The following is a 13,586-nucleotide window of genomic DNA, read 5'->3' on the forward strand; positions in this document are numbered from 1 at the left end:
CCCGCGCCGCCGCTCGGCAGGAGTGGCCCGCCTCCACATAGGCCACGAGGCGCTCGCGGAGGTCCATCGAGTAAGGTCGGCCCATGATCCACCTCCCCAAAGGAAGTGAATCACAGTCTCAAGCTCCCCAGCAGCCCCGATTCAGGTCAAAGGCAAACCGCTTTAGGCGGTCGTTTCCCCGCTCTCCGGCCAACCTGTCGGCTCCGGCTCCTCCGGTCAGGAGATCGCGGCCGCTCCCACCGCTGAGCAGGTCATCGCCTGCATCGCCGCCGAGCTTGTCATCGCCAAGCCCACCTCGGGCAAGGTCGTCACCACGGCCACAGACCAGGTGGTCGTCCTCACGGCCTCCGCTGAGCCCGTCTCCACCAGCGTGCCCGAACAGGAGGTCTGCGCCTGCAGTGCCCGACATGTCATCGACCCCGGGGCCGCCCAGCTTGGCATCGAGCTCTCCAGTCAGCGTCGAGGACCAACCTGTCCATACCCTTCCGGGCAGCAGCGCGCCGCCGACCTCGCCCAAGTGGTTCTCGATATAGGACATTGTGGAGTCGCCCACCTCCGTGGACAGCTCGAAGAAGAAGACCTCCCTTGAATCCAGATGATAGGACCAGCCGATGTTGTAGGGCGTCGGCGACTTGACCACGGTGCCACCGATCCGGGGCTCGGACTCCTCGCCGGCCAGAAGCGCCCGGGCATGAGCGACGAGTTCCGCGTCCGAAAGCCGAACCAGGAAGACCCCTTGGGATGCATCGGTGAAGGTGAACCAAGCCATAGGACCGATAGACCTCCAACTCGGCCGCTGAAATCAGGAATGGGGCTCGGCGCCCGACTGTCCCAAGGTCTACGGCGGGGACGCTGTCGAGGGAACAGCGCGATCAACTTCGTTTGCTTCCTACCTCTCGTCCTCGACGACATCGAGCCAAGGCTTTCGAGACGACGCGCGCCTCGTTCGCTCCGGCGCGATGCCTAGCCGACCGGATGGAAGCCTGCATCCACTTCGCCGGCAGCCCTGCGGCGTTGACAGGTCGGGCGATCACGCCGACACTAGAGTCTTCGCTGCCTTCCGAACGACTGCCTGACGAATAGCCCTGTTCCTGCTCCGGAGGCCTTCCAATGAAGGTCGCAACCCCCCAGAGCCTGGTCGCGCACTTCTACGATGAGGAGGTCACGCCGGAGCGGCTTCAGGCCCTGCTCCGGACCTGGGACAGCGCCAGCGCGAGGTCGGGGACCAGAGCGGACATCGGTGTTGCCGCTGAGGACGGAAGCAAGGGCTTTGGCCTGACCTTCGCCGCCGAGATCGCGCGAGCGATCGAGGTTCTGGAAAGGGATCTCGGCTACGACCTAGTCGAAGTCGAAGCGATCCTCAGGCAGGTGCCTGGCGCGGCCATGGTCCTGTCGGCCGAGACAAGGGTGCTGACCGCGAACGAGGCGGCACGGATGATCTTCGGCATCCAGCCCGGGGAAGCCTTCGCCTGCCTACCCGTCGAATCGTCCGGGATCGATCTGCTCCGGGAGCGACTCGAAGCATTGGAGCTCGCTCCGGCCGGTCGGGACGACGTGGTGCAGCTCCGGTGGAACGGCTCGGAACGCGTCTTCCATGTGCAATGTCAGGGCGCTTCCCTTCCGGCATGGCCGCCCCTGCTTCCTGGTCGTGACCAGCGAACAGGCCTGGCCGGAGCGCCTGTCAGGCTTCCTCGCCGAATACTTCCGCCTGACCCCGGCCGAGATCGAGGTGACTCGATGGCTGGCAGCCGGAGGTACCGTCGGCGCGATCGCGCAGGCTACGCGCCGGAGTGCCGGCACGATACGCAGCCAGCTTCACTCGATCCTGGACAAGACCGGAACCGCCAGCCAGGCCGATCTGGTTCGGCTGATCGGCCTGCTACGGCAGTCGGTGGACATCGAGCTCTCACCGCAGCCGATCGATGTGCCCTCGGAGCCGCATCACGAGTTTATCCGCCTGCGCGACGGCCGCCGGCTCGAGGTCCTCAGCTTCGGTGATCCCGAGGGGGCGCCAGTCGTCCGCCTGCAGACTTACTACGGCTACTTCCGCTTCCCCTGGTCGGCCGAAAGGGACCTCGCGCGGAGAGGACTCAGGGTGATCGTGCCGATCCGAGCCGGTTGGGCAGGCAGCGACCCCGCGCCGAGGGGCCGGGATGTGCTCGAGGTCGCCGTATCGGACACCCGCGAGATGATGGCTCGGTTTGGCCTTGGGCCAGCGGTCGTGCTGTCGATGGGCGACGATATCCGCGTCGCCTTGATGCTGGCCCAGGCCGCTCCTGCCGACGTGCGCCACATTGTCAGCGTGGGAAGCGGCTTCCCGATCCTGAACGATGCGCACTACAGGCGACTGATGCCGGTCACCCGTTTCGTGCGGACCTGCGCGCGGTATGAGCCCCGCATCCTGCCGTTCATGACCAAGGCCTTCCGGCTGACGATGCTGCGCTACGGCATCGAGCGATACCTTCGAGGGATGCTGGCCTCCACCTCGCCGGCTGACGCCTGCGCCTTCTCCGATCCGGAGGTCATGGAAGCCGTGGTGGCGGGGACCGGTTACATGTTCGGTCATGACAGCCGGATGGAAGCGACGGTCGCCACCGAGATTCGTCGGTTCCACGAGGCCTGGCCCGAGGGACTCGGGCGGGTCTCCTGTCCGGTCACCCTGATCCACGGCGCTCAGGACGGCAACGCGCCACTGGCCACGGCCCTGGATTACTGCGCTCTCCATCCCGACTGGCGACTGATCCAGTATCCCGACGACGGCCAGCTCGTCGGCTATGTCCGCTGGCGTGAGGTGCTCGATTTCGTCGGCGAAGCCGCAGGTGCGGCGCCCCGCAAGGCTCGCGAAGCCACGCAGATCGCCGTCCTCGAAGAGCCCTGATCATCCCATCTATCAAACGATAGATGCGCGGCACCCCTTGTCGAGGGATTCTCGGTCGCACCCGCAACACTCGTGTCACTTGCATCACGTCGCGTGTGTCACGGCCTCAGACCCAGGGAGGGCAGCATGGGCACGTACACGGGAACCGATCTCAATGACATCATCACGCCGACCTCTGTTTCGGACGGCGTCATCGCGGATCCTTTGGGCACCACGCCGGGTGACGACGACGACACCTTGACCGGCGAGAACGGCAACGATGTCCTGGATGGTGGTGCAGGCGATGACATCGTTGACGGCGGCGCGGGGGACGATGTCCTGGATGGCCGAAGCGACGACGACCAGCTCTTCGGAGGCGAGGGCGACGACGTTCTCACCGGCGGGCGAGGCGCCGACACCATGGAGGGCGGAGCCGGCGATGATGCCTACAGCGTCGATGAATCAGGCGATGTGGTGACCGAAGACACGGACGATGCGCTGGGCGGCGTGGACACGGTTCAGGCGCTGGTTTCCTACACGCTGGGCTTCGGGCTTGAGGACCTGGGGCTGGACGGCACGGAGGATATCGACGGCACGGGCAACACCCTCGAGAACGTTCTCAACGGCAACCGGGGCGACAATGTCCTGAAGGGCCTGGGAGGCGCCGATCTCCTGGTCGGCCGCCGGGGCGCCGACGATCTCCGGGGCGGCGCGGGCGACGATGCGCTCGATGGGCGCCGGGGCGAGGACGTTCTGCGGGCGGGCGGCAGCAATGACCTGCTGCTTGGCGGCAGGGGCGATGACCGGCTCGGGGGCGGTACGGGCAACGACACCCTCGACGGCGGCAAGGACGTGGACTTGCTCAGGGGCGGCGCGGGGGATGACGCCTTCGCCTTCGCCTCCCGCGAGGAGAGCGGCGACACCATACGCGACTTTGGCGACGCGAGCGGCGATGACGACGAGATCGTCATAAGGGCTCTGGGCTTCGGCGGCGGCCTGAAGGCCGGCCAACCTGGCGGACGAGCAGTTTCAATCCGGCGCAGGCCATGTCGCCCAGGATGCGGCGGTCCGCTTCATCTTCGACACCGACGACGCCACGCTCTGGTTCGACAGGAACGGCAGCAAGGCTGGCGGGATTACGCTGGTGGCGGACCTCCAGGCCGATGCCGTCGTGGAGGCTGACGACATCCTGCTGATCTAGGAGGACCCGGGTCTGCGCCCAAGCCGGGTTCACGCCCGAACCGAGGAGGCTTCGGTGGCCGCTAGGTTTTCAGGTCCGTTCAGGGGAGCGCTGGTCGGGTCCGATGGCGATGACGACCTGTGGGGCGCAGGGGGCCGGGACGAACTTCCGGTCCCTGCAGGAAGCGACCACCATTACGGCAGGTCCAGCGACGACACGCTATCCGGCGGGAGCGGAACCGACTACCTGCGGGGCCAAGCCGGCAACGACATCTTGTTCGGAAATGGTGGAGCCGACTGCCTCAGGGCTGGCGCAGGCACCGACCAGATTTGGGGCGGAACGGGCGGCGCCCGGATCACCGCAATCGTTCGCCCGTCCCTGCAAAGAGGCGCATCCGCTCCTTCGGGCAGCGCAGATGCACCATTTGGCCCGGCACGACATCCGGCCCGTCTCGATGCTCCGCCACGATCGACTGTCCATCCGCCAAGCGCGCATAAAGGAAGCGCGTGCCGCCGAGATACTCGGTGAACTCGGCCGACGCCGGCAGGTCATCGTCGCCGGAGGGGCCAAGGACGAGGTGCTCCGGCCGGAGGCCGAGCGTGACGGGACCCACGGCTCGCGCCCTCGTGGCCGGCGCCAGGCGTGCCCCCGCAACCGTCACCGTGCTGTCCGGCATCGCGACGGCATTCAGGAAGTTCATCTTGGGCGAGCCGATGAAGCCCGCGACGAAGGCATTGGCCGGGTCCTCGTAGACCTCGCGCGGGGAGCCCACCTGCTCGATGCGGCCGTCGCGCAGGACCACGATCTTGTCGGCGAGGGTCATGGCCTCGGTCTGGTCGTGGGTGACATAGACCATGGTGTTGCCGAGCTCGCGGTGCAGCCGGGCGATCTCGATCCGCATGGAGACGCGCAACTCGGCGTCGAGGTTGGAGAGCGGCTCGTCGAAGAGGAACACCTCGGGCTTCCTCACGATGGCCCGGCCGATGGCGACGCGCTGCCGCTGCCCCCCGAGAGCTGGCCGGGCGCGACGGTCGAGCAAGGCCTCTATCTTCAGGATGCGGGCCGCCGCCTCGACCTGCCGCTCGATGTCGCCCTTGGACGAGTGAGCCATCTTGAGGCCGAAGCCCAGGTTGTCGCGCACGCTCATGTGCGGGTAAAGCGCGTAGGACTGGAACACCATCGCGATGCCCCTCACCGACGGGTCGAGATTGGTGACGTCCCGACCGCCGATCTCGATCTCGCCGTCGGTCACCTCCTCGAGCCCGGCGATCATCCGCAGGAGGGTGGACTTCCCGCAGCCCGAGGGTCCCACGAAGACCACGAACTCCCCAGCCTCTATGTCGAGGTCGATCCCATGGATCACCTCGTGCCCGCCGAAGCTCTTGCGGACCTGGCGCAGGGCCATGCCGGTTGCGTTGGCCATTGTCGTCAGCCCCGCGCCTCGCGCACCCAGACGAGCATCTCGCCGGGCTGGCGGTTGTCCCAAAGGTGGTAGGGGACGAGCCTGGCCGTGTCGGGTTCGGTGGCGCGCTCCTTCTCGGCATAGAGGTCGTCGCCCCAGGCCTCCGCCCTCTCGCGCTGCACAGGGAGGTCCAGGACGACCGCGCCCCCCAGGTCGGGAAGGTTGGCGGTCCGGGCCTCGCCCGCGCCCGACCCGAGCAGGATCGAGTTCAGCCCCACCCCGTTATCGGCGCCTTCGAGGCAGTAGACGAGCGGCCCGCGCATGAGGGCAACCCGACCCGCGTCCTGGCGAACGGCGGGGTGAGCGCGCAGGAGACGCGGCTCTAGGGGCAGGGAGAGGTCGATGCGATCGCCCGGCTGCCACTCCCGCTCGATCCGGACATAGCCGTCAGCCGAGGCTTCCGTCAGGTCCACCGCCTCGCCGCCGACCGCGAGCCGCGGTCCCCTGGCCCAGGCGGGGACGCGGAGCGACAGGGCGAAGCGCGCGGGAGCCTCCGCCTCGACGGTCAGCCCGATGTCGCCCGACCAGGGGTAGTCGGTGTCCTGCGACAGCGTGAACCTCGCGCCGTTGGCGAGCTCGATCCGTGCCTGACTGCGGCAGTAGAGGTGGACGGCGACCTCGTCGTCCGCGACGCCGTAGATGTAGGAGCCGAGCGAGGTCACGAGCCGCGCGATGTTGGGCGGGCAGCAGGGGCACGGGTGCCAGACCCAGCGATGGTGGTGGCCGAGGCTCTCCAGCGGGTTCTCGTAGAAGAAGGTCCTGCCGTCGGTCGAGAGCCCGGCGATGGCGCCGTTGTAGAGCGCCTGCTCCATCACGTCGGCGTAGCGGCGGTTGGGGCTCCGGCCCAGCATCCGCGACGCCCAGAAGACGAGGCCGACCGAGGCGCAGGTCTCGGCGTAGGCGCTCTCGTTGGGGAGGTCGTAGTAGTCGGTGAAGCCCTCGTTGGCGGCGGCCGGGCCGATGCCGCCGGTGACGTACATCTGCTTCTGCGTGAGGTCCGTCCAAAGCGTCTCGAGCGCGCGGGTCAGGCTGTCGTCGTGGTACTCGGTCGCGATGTCGGCCATGCCGGAGTAGAGGTACATCGCACGGACCGCATGGCCCACCACTTTGGTCTGCTCGCGCACGGGCATGTGGGACTGGCTGTAGCCCAAAGTGTCCTTCTGGACCCCCTTCGGGTCCCGTCCGTGGCGGATCGCCTCCTCGATGAAGAAGTTGGGCTGCTGCCCGCGCTCGTCGACGAAGAACCTGGCAAGGTCCATGTAGGCCCGATTGCCGGTGACGCGGGCGAGCTTGACGAGCGCGAGCTCGATCTCCTCGTGGCCGCAATAGCCGCGCACCTGGCCGGGACCACGGCCGAACATCCGCACCAGATAGTCGGCCATGCGGCACATCACGTCGAGGAACTTACGCTTCCCGGTCGCCTGGTAGTAGGCCACCGCCGCCTCGATCATGTGGCCGGCGCAGTAGAGCTCGTGGAAGTCGCGCAGGTTTGTCCACTTCCACTCGGGCTTGATGCGCTGGAAGAAGGAGTTGAGATAGCCGTCCGGGTCCTGGAGCCTCTGGTAGAGATCGATGATTGCGTCGGCGCGCGCCTCCAGCTCGGGGTTGGGCTTGCGGTAGAGCGAATAGGCGATGGTCTCGATCGACTTCGCGAGATCGCTGTCCCAGAACATCTGCGGCGTGCCCAGCCAGGTGACGATCGGGATGACGATGCCCGGGCTGGGCTGATCGGGATCGACTTGGCGGAGCATCCCGGCCTCGACGCAGCGGTCGAGGAGTGTGGCGGCGGTGTGCTCGCAGACCGCGTCCTGCCAAGACCCCCAGAAACCCTCGACGGTGACGGAGGGAACGGGAAGCGGACGAAACTGCCGGTTGGGCGAATGGGCCATGTTCTCTTGCATCCGAGGTTGGGAGGTCACTTGACGGCGCCGGCCATGAGCCCGCGCATGTAGTAGCGCTGGAGCGCCAGGAAGATGAGGAGGCAGGGGATGGTCATCACCATGACCCCAGCCTGGACCGCGCCCCAGTTGATCGCGCCGAGGCGTCCGGCCCGGACGGCGGTCATGAGCACGGGAAGGGTGTACTTGTCGTTGTCCGACAGCAGGATCAGGGCAGCCAGGAACTCGTTCCAGGCGTTCAGGAAGGCGAAGATCGCGACCGTCGCCACGCCCGGCATCACCAGGGGCAGCAGCACCCGCACGAGAAGCCGGAAATCGCGCGCCCCGTCGATCCGGGCCGCCTCCTCGATCTCGCGCGGCACGGCGTCGAAAGCGTTGCGCATCATGAAGACGGAGAAGGGGAGTTGAAGCGTGACATAGACCAGCGTGAGGCCGAGCAGCGAATTGTTGAGCCCGAGCTTGGCCAGAATGATGAAGAGCGGCGTCAGGATGGACTGGAACGGGATCATCAGCGTGGCGATGATCAGGACGAAGAGCGCATTCTTCAGCGGGAAGCGGTAGCGGGAAAAGCCGTAGCCGGCGAGGAGCGAGACGATGACCGTCAGGAACACCGTGCCTCCGGACACGAGCAGCGAGTTGAAGGTGTGCCGCCAGACGCCGGCTCCGAAGGTGTCCAGCATCGCGTAGGCGTCGAAGCTGATGCCGTTCGTCGGCCACGGCGGCAGGGGCGGCGACTGCGACTCCGTCCCGTGCCGCAGCGACGCCAGGCCGGCCCAGACGAAGGGGGCCAGGAAGAACAGGGAGGCCAGGACCCCGAAGCCGTGGTAGCCCAGGCTGCCCCAGAGCCGGCGCCGGTGCCGCCGCGCCTTGGCGGCCGCGCTCATCGCTCGTCTTCCACGCGGAGGAGCCAGAGCTGCGCCACGCTGAGCGCCACCAGCGCAATCAGCAGGACGATCGAGAGGGCGGCACCATAGCCCAGATGGAAGGACACGAAGGACTGGTTGAAGATGTAGTAGACGACCGAGATCATGCTGTTCTGCGGGCCCCCGCTCGTCATGATGTAGAACTGGTCGAAGGCCAGGACCGAGCCCGTGATCGACAGGATCAGGGCAAGTGCCAGGGTTCGCCGCATGAGCGGGAGGGTGAGATGGCGAAACCGCTGCCATCGGCCGGCCCCATCGATGCGCGCGGCTTCGGTCAGGTCCGACGGGATGGCCTGCAGGCCGGTGAGCAGCAGGATCATGGTGAAGCCCACGATCTTCCAGACCACCATGACGACGATCGTCGTGAAGGCGCCCTCGAAGGTGGCCAGGAGATTGATGCTGTGCTCGGTCAGCCCCAGGGCGCGCAACGCGGGGCTGAAGAGGCCACTGTCCACGTTGGCGAGCCAGGTCCAGAGGAGCGAGGCCGTCGCGAGCCCCACGACGACCGGCAGGAAGAAGATGCTCCGGTAGACCCCGACCCCACGCCGCTCCCGCTCCACGAAGAGGGCAAGGGGGAAGGCGAGCGCGAAGATCGCGACGGTGACGATCACCGTGTAGAAGGCGGTGAACCCGATGGCGGACAGGAACCGGGTATCCGACAGCATCCGGCTGTAGTTCCTCAGGCCGATCCACTTGGGCTGGCCCATGAGCGGCCAGTTGTGGAAGCTCATCCACACGGTGAAGAGCACCGGCAGGACGAAGAACACCAGCACCAGCACCATGGCTGGCGCGATGTAGAGAAGGCCTTTCCACTGATGCGCCTTCGAGCGACGGCGGGTGGCACCGGCGACCGGCGCGACGGCTGCGATGGTCATGGCGGGCTCCGGAGGCTGCGCCGGGGGACCGCCGGCCCCCCGACCCATGGGTGTCAGGGCGCGGCGTTGTCGATGATCGCCTGCATGTCGTCCTGCGCGGTGGCGAAGGCGCCATCCACGTCGTCGCCGAAGATCGCGGCGTTCGTGAAGGTGGCCCAAGGGCTGTTGGCGCTGTTGATCAGGTCGTTGAACAGCAGCGTGTACGGCGTCTTGGCCACGTCGATCGCATCGACGGCCACCTGCAGCCGCGGATCGAGCCCTTCGAGCGTCTGGTCCGCGATGTCGAGCCGCGTCGGGATCGAGCCGTTCTGAGCCAGGATCTTCTGGCCCTCGGGCGAATAGGCGAACTCGATGAACTCCTGCACCGCCGACAGCTTGGGGGTACCGGCGGTCACCACGATGTTGTCGCCCCCGGCGAAGGACGAGGCGCCACCTTCGATGCCCGGGATCAGCGTCACGCCGAAGTTGATCTCGGGGTGGTCGTTGACCAGGGACCCGATCGAGAAGGCGCCGATGCTCTGCTGGCCGATCTTGCCGTTGGTGAAGGACAGGAAGTTCACGCCGTTGTCGGTGGCCGCGCTCTCGGGCACGAGGTCCTTCTCGACCATCGTGCGGTAGGCGTCGACCGCCGCCCGCATCTGCGGCGTGTCCAGCGTGGCGGTCTGGCCGTCCTCGGGACAGGATGTCGACGTCCGAGGCCCAGGTCAGCGGCGCGAAGGTGAAGATCATGCAGCCGCCGCAGCCGCCACCCGAGAAGTAGAAGCCGTAGGTGTCGTCACCCAGCTTGCGGATGGCCTCGGCGTTGGCCTCGATCTCGGCCCAGCTCGTGGGCGCCTTCTCGGGGTCGAGCCCGGCGGCCTCGTAGAGGTCCTTGTTCCAGGCGAAGACCGACGTCTCCACAAGCAGCGGCAGGCCGTAGATGCGATCCTCATAGGTCCCGAGCCGGACGTGGGACGGGGCGAGGCTGTCGAAGTAGGGCAGCCCCTTGGCCCAGTCGGTCAGGTCCTCGAGCTGCCCGGCGGCCGCGAATGCGGGGGTATAGATCAGGTCGAGGGACAGCGCGTCGGGGGCCTGCCCGCCAGCGATGGCGGTGGCATACTTCTGAACCAGCTCGGAGAACGGCACCTCGGTCAGCGCGATCTGGTTCTCGTGGCTGGCGTTGTAGGCGTCGGCCAGAGAGGTGAACGCCGTCCCGATGCCGGTGCGCACCCACATGTTGATGGTCTCTTGTGCCATGACGCTCGATGCCAGGCCCAACGTCACGACACTGGTCGCTGCAAACAGTCCGCGGATCATGTTCTCTTCTCCTCCCGTGGGCCCTTGTGCCGCCGGCCCTTTGGCGTTGGTCAGCCGCGGAGACCACCTCCGCAGGATTGACGGATCACAAGCTGGCACGGCAGCTTGCGGATCCCCGGCTCCACGGGAGCTCCCTCCGCCAGGGCCAGGATCAGCCGGCCGGCTTCCCGGCCAAGCTCCTTCAGGTTCATGTCGACCGTGGTAAGTGGCGGCCGGGTGGCGGCGGCCATGAGCTCCCAGTTGTCGAAGCCCACAACCGAGACCTCGCCAGGGACGACGATGCCGCGCTCCCGCAGGGCATCCACGACGCCACGAGCGATCTGGTCGTTGCCGCAGAAGATGGCGTCCGGCGCGTCCCCTCCCTCGTTCCAGAGTTGCCCGACGGCCTCGTGCCCCCAAGCTTCCGACCAGGAGCCGAAGAGCACGCGTCCGGCGGTGCCCACCACCGAGCGGAAGGCTCCCGCGCGCTCCTGCACCGATGCGAAGGTGTCCGGGCCGGTGACATGGACGATCCGCCGGCGGCCCAGGCCGACCAGCCATTCGACCGCCTCGCGCGAGCCCTGCGCGTCGTCGGACACCAGCGTCACGGCCTCCTCGGGTCCGTCGGTGAAGGCATAGAGCACCGGAACGGGAAGGTTCGACAGGTCCACCGGCAAGCGACGGTCGATCCGCTTGCCCGACGCGATGATGCCGTCCACCTGCTTGCTCAGCATAGCGTCGACATGCACCTTCCCCAGGGCCGGGTCGTCCTCGATCGTGCAGAGGAAGACCGAGACGCCCTCGTCGACCAGCGCCTCCGACACGCCGGCCATCACCGGCAACGTGAAGCGCCCGTAGGTGTCGTTCGTCAGGAGGCCGATGGTGAAGCTGCGCTGGCTGATGAGCGCCCGCGCCATGGCATTCGGCCGAAAGCCCAAGTCGGCGGCCGCCTGCTTGACCCGTTCCCGCGTGGCGTCGGCCATCCGGCCGGTGTCATTAAGGGCCTTGGATGCGGTCGCGATGCTGACGCCGGCAACCTTGGCCACGTCGTAGATGCGAACCTGATTGGCGCGACGTCCAGCCACCGCAATCCCTTTAGGAAAAGCTATTCCCAGCTTGGTAAAACGGTTTCTCAGATGCGTCAAGTCGTCGGTGGAAGGCAGTGGACTGCGGGGCACCGGGGTTCGGGTCCAAACAAGACGACAGGCGGGCTAGCGGGGGCACCTTCCCAGGTGCGAGGATCTTGGCGGTGACGTCCCGAGCCGTAGCTCCCTGCTCCAGGATCATCGCTGTCGACCCAGCCTGCCGCTCGGCGGCGTGGAGCAGCCGGATTGACCGCCCCGGCCATCGCACCGCGCGAGACCACGAATGGCCGCCAACCTTTGGGGCGTGGCGGAAGCCTAGGCAATACTAGCTTCGTGATCGCCCCAGGCCTGCTGGATTGCTGCAAGATGGTCACTGCCTAGCGCGCCAACCGTTGCCACCCGCGTCGCGCTCGAGTGATCGTTACGGTCGGCCCTCCGTTCGCATGGCGACCGCACTGTCCGGCCAAAGCGGTCTGCGGCTTGCTTTGTGGTGACCTGCTGTCGGCCTTTCTAAACCGTGCCGAGCTGGATCGTTCCTGCCTTGGCACCGTGCCAGAGGGACGGAGACCTCCTGTAAGAGGATTGAGCTCAGCGACGGCCACAGATGGCGTTCGTGCCGAAGCAGAAAGAGAGGGGCGCCTGGCGAGGCCCCCCTCGTTTGCCGAGGTGGGGTGTGGGCCTGCGGTGGGGGGGCCGGCCTTGGGGCCGGCTGCCGGCTCAGAGCAGGAGGTCGTTGGCGCCCAGGGCGGCGAGGTCGTTGACCTGGATCTCGAAATCGGCCTGGCCGTCGCCGTCGACGTCGCCCCTCAGGAGGACGTCCGCGCCGCTGTCCACCGTCCAGAGCCCGTGGGCCTCGGCGCCGGTGCCGCTCCAGGCGAAGGCCTGGTTGCCGTCGAGGTCGAGGTTGGCGTCGAGGCCGCGCAGGTCGATCTCGTCCACGCCGCGGGCGAAGTCGGCGATGACGTCGCGCTGGGTGGCGCCCGGGGCGCTGTCGGCGACCGCGTTGAACACGAAGGCGTCGCGCGCGTCGTCCGCGCCCCCCGCCAGCAGGTCGCGCCCGAGCCCGCCCACCAGGGTGTCGGCGCCGCTCTGGCCGCGCAGCGTGTCGGCGCCGTCCCCGCCCCGCAGGATGTTGGCGGCGAAGCTCCCCGAGATGGTGTCGGCGCCCGAGCCGCCCTGGACGTGCTCGATGTTGCGGATGGTGTCGGCGCCGAGGCCGGTGTCCTGGGGGGTGTCGCGGTTGGCGAGGTTCACCGTGATGTCGGCGCCGCCCGAGGCCACCAGCCAGTCGTTGCCCGCGCCCCCGCCGACGAAGTCGTCGCCGGCGTCGAGGCTCAGCCGGTCGTCGCCCAGGCCGCCCTTGATGACGTCGTCGCCGCCCGTGCCGCCCAGGACGTCGTCGCCCGCGGTGCCCAGGACCGTGTTGGCGCCGTCGGGGTCCGGCGGCGTCGGCTGGCCGGAGAGGTCGCCGTCGCGGACGTCGGCGTCGACGATGCGCGCCTTGATGGGCGAGGCCAGGGGCGAGTAGGCGCCGGTCCAGGTGTTGTAGCGCGAGTCGCCCGCCCACAGGTTGACGACGCTGCGCAGGTTGCCGCTGTACCAGACGCCGCCGGGCATGTCGGAGGCGTCGAAGCTGGCCACCGGAGCGTCGTCGACCAGGAAGACCGCGCTCTTGCCGGTCACCCGGATGTCGTAGTCGTGCACCCCGGCCGCGGCGTCGAAGCCGAGGTCCACCATCGTGCGCTCCAGGTTGCGGATGTGCTGGCCGGCGCTGTTCTCCATGTGCACCGTGACCTGCACGTGCCGGGTGTCGGCGCCCACGAACTCCCAGTCGAACTCGAGCGTGCGCTGGGCGCTGCCCGCGGCGATGGCGAACATGCCGAAGACGGTGCCCGACTTCATCTGCGGCGCCTGCGCGGCCCACTCGAAGGTGCCGATGTCGGCGGTCTCGCCCGAGCGCATCTCGCCGCCGGTGGCGTTGTAGGAGCCGGGCGCGGCCGAGCCCAGGCTCACCTCGGCGGCGCCGTCCGC

The 13,586-nt window shown here is 67.8% G+C and carries 9 protein-coding genes and 3 pseudogenes; 3 read left to right on the plus strand and 9 right to left on the minus strand.

Annotation, left to right across the window (positions count from 1 at the left end; translation table 11 throughout):
• Positions 1-118: 118 nt before the first annotated feature.
• Positions 119-769, minus strand: a complete 651-nt coding sequence (locus RUMESO_RS21520) for a calcium-binding protein (RefSeq protein ID WP_051521589.1) — start codon at positions 767-769, stop codon at positions 119-121.
• 825 nt (positions 770-1,594) lie between these two features.
• Here RUMESO_RS21520 and RUMESO_RS21525 point away from each other — a divergent pair.
• The 3 genes and pseudogenes from RUMESO_RS21525 to RUMESO_RS28720 form a co-directional block, all read left to right on the plus strand.
• On the plus strand, positions 1,595-2,878 hold the full coding sequence (locus RUMESO_RS21525; RefSeq protein WP_051521590.1) for a LuxR C-terminal-related transcriptional regulator: 1,284 nt from the start codon (positions 1,595-1,597) through the stop codon (positions 2,876-2,878).
• Positions 2,879-3,004: 126 nt separating this feature from the next.
• On the plus strand, positions 3,005-4,039 hold the full coding sequence (locus tag RUMESO_RS25435) for a calcium-binding protein (RefSeq protein ID WP_051521591.1): 1,035 nt from the start codon (positions 3,005-3,007) through the stop codon (positions 4,037-4,039).
• A gap of 73 nt (positions 4,040-4,112) precedes the next feature.
• Positions 4,113-4,370: pseudogene (locus RUMESO_RS28720) on the plus strand (calcium-binding protein); the annotation flags it as partial.
• 22 nt (positions 4,371-4,392) lie between these two features.
• On the opposite strand, the gene RUMESO_RS21535 reads toward RUMESO_RS28720, so the two are convergent.
• The 8 genes and pseudogenes from RUMESO_RS21535 to RUMESO_RS21565 form a co-directional block, all read right to left on the minus strand.
• Entirely contained in the window at positions 4,393-5,460 is a 1,068-nt protein-coding gene (locus RUMESO_RS21535) for an ABC transporter ATP-binding protein (RefSeq protein ID WP_037283608.1), read from the minus strand.
• 5 nt (positions 5,461-5,465) lie between these two features.
• Positions 5,466-7,388 carry a glycoside hydrolase family 127 protein gene (locus RUMESO_RS21540; protein ID WP_037283622.1) on the minus strand — a complete coding sequence of 641 codons (1,923 nt, stop codon included), beginning with the start codon at positions 7,386-7,388 and terminating at the stop codon, positions 5,466-5,468.
• Positions 7,389-7,414: 26 nt separating this feature from the next.
• A complete protein-coding gene (locus tag RUMESO_RS21545) occupies positions 7,415-8,281 on the minus strand; it encodes a carbohydrate ABC transporter permease (RefSeq protein WP_037283610.1) in 867 nt (288 codons plus the stop codon).
• Positions 8,278-9,195 (minus strand): carbohydrate ABC transporter permease, encoded by a 918-nt coding sequence (locus RUMESO_RS27580; RefSeq protein WP_037283613.1) that lies wholly within the window; start codon positions 9,193-9,195, stop codon positions 8,278-8,280. Before RUMESO_RS27580 ends, RUMESO_RS21545 begins: the two co-directional genes overlap by 4 nt.
• Positions 9,196-9,248: 53 nt before the next feature.
• Positions 9,249-9,857 (minus strand): annotated as a pseudogene (locus RUMESO_RS28010) (extracellular solute-binding protein); the annotation flags it as partial.
• A gap of 91 nt (positions 9,858-9,948) precedes the next feature.
• A pseudogene (locus tag RUMESO_RS28725) lies at positions 9,949-10,491 on the minus strand (extracellular solute-binding protein); the annotation flags it as partial.
• Positions 10,492-10,541: 50 nt separating this feature from the next.
• On the minus strand, positions 10,542-11,555 hold the full coding sequence (locus RUMESO_RS21560) for a LacI family DNA-binding transcriptional regulator (protein ID WP_245639377.1): 1,014 nt from the start codon (positions 11,553-11,555) through the stop codon (positions 10,542-10,544).
• A gap of 717 nt (positions 11,556-12,272) precedes the next feature.
• Positions 12,273-13,586: family 16 glycosylhydrolase (locus tag RUMESO_RS21565; RefSeq protein ID WP_051521592.1), on the minus strand; the 1,314-nt coding region annotated here is incomplete at its 5' end.

The sequence above is a fragment of the Rubellimicrobium mesophilum DSM 19309 genome (assembly GCF_000600335.2).
In the GTDB taxonomy this organism is placed as follows: domain Bacteria; phylum Pseudomonadota; class Alphaproteobacteria; order Rhodobacterales; family Rhodobacteraceae; genus Rubellimicrobium; species Rubellimicrobium mesophilum.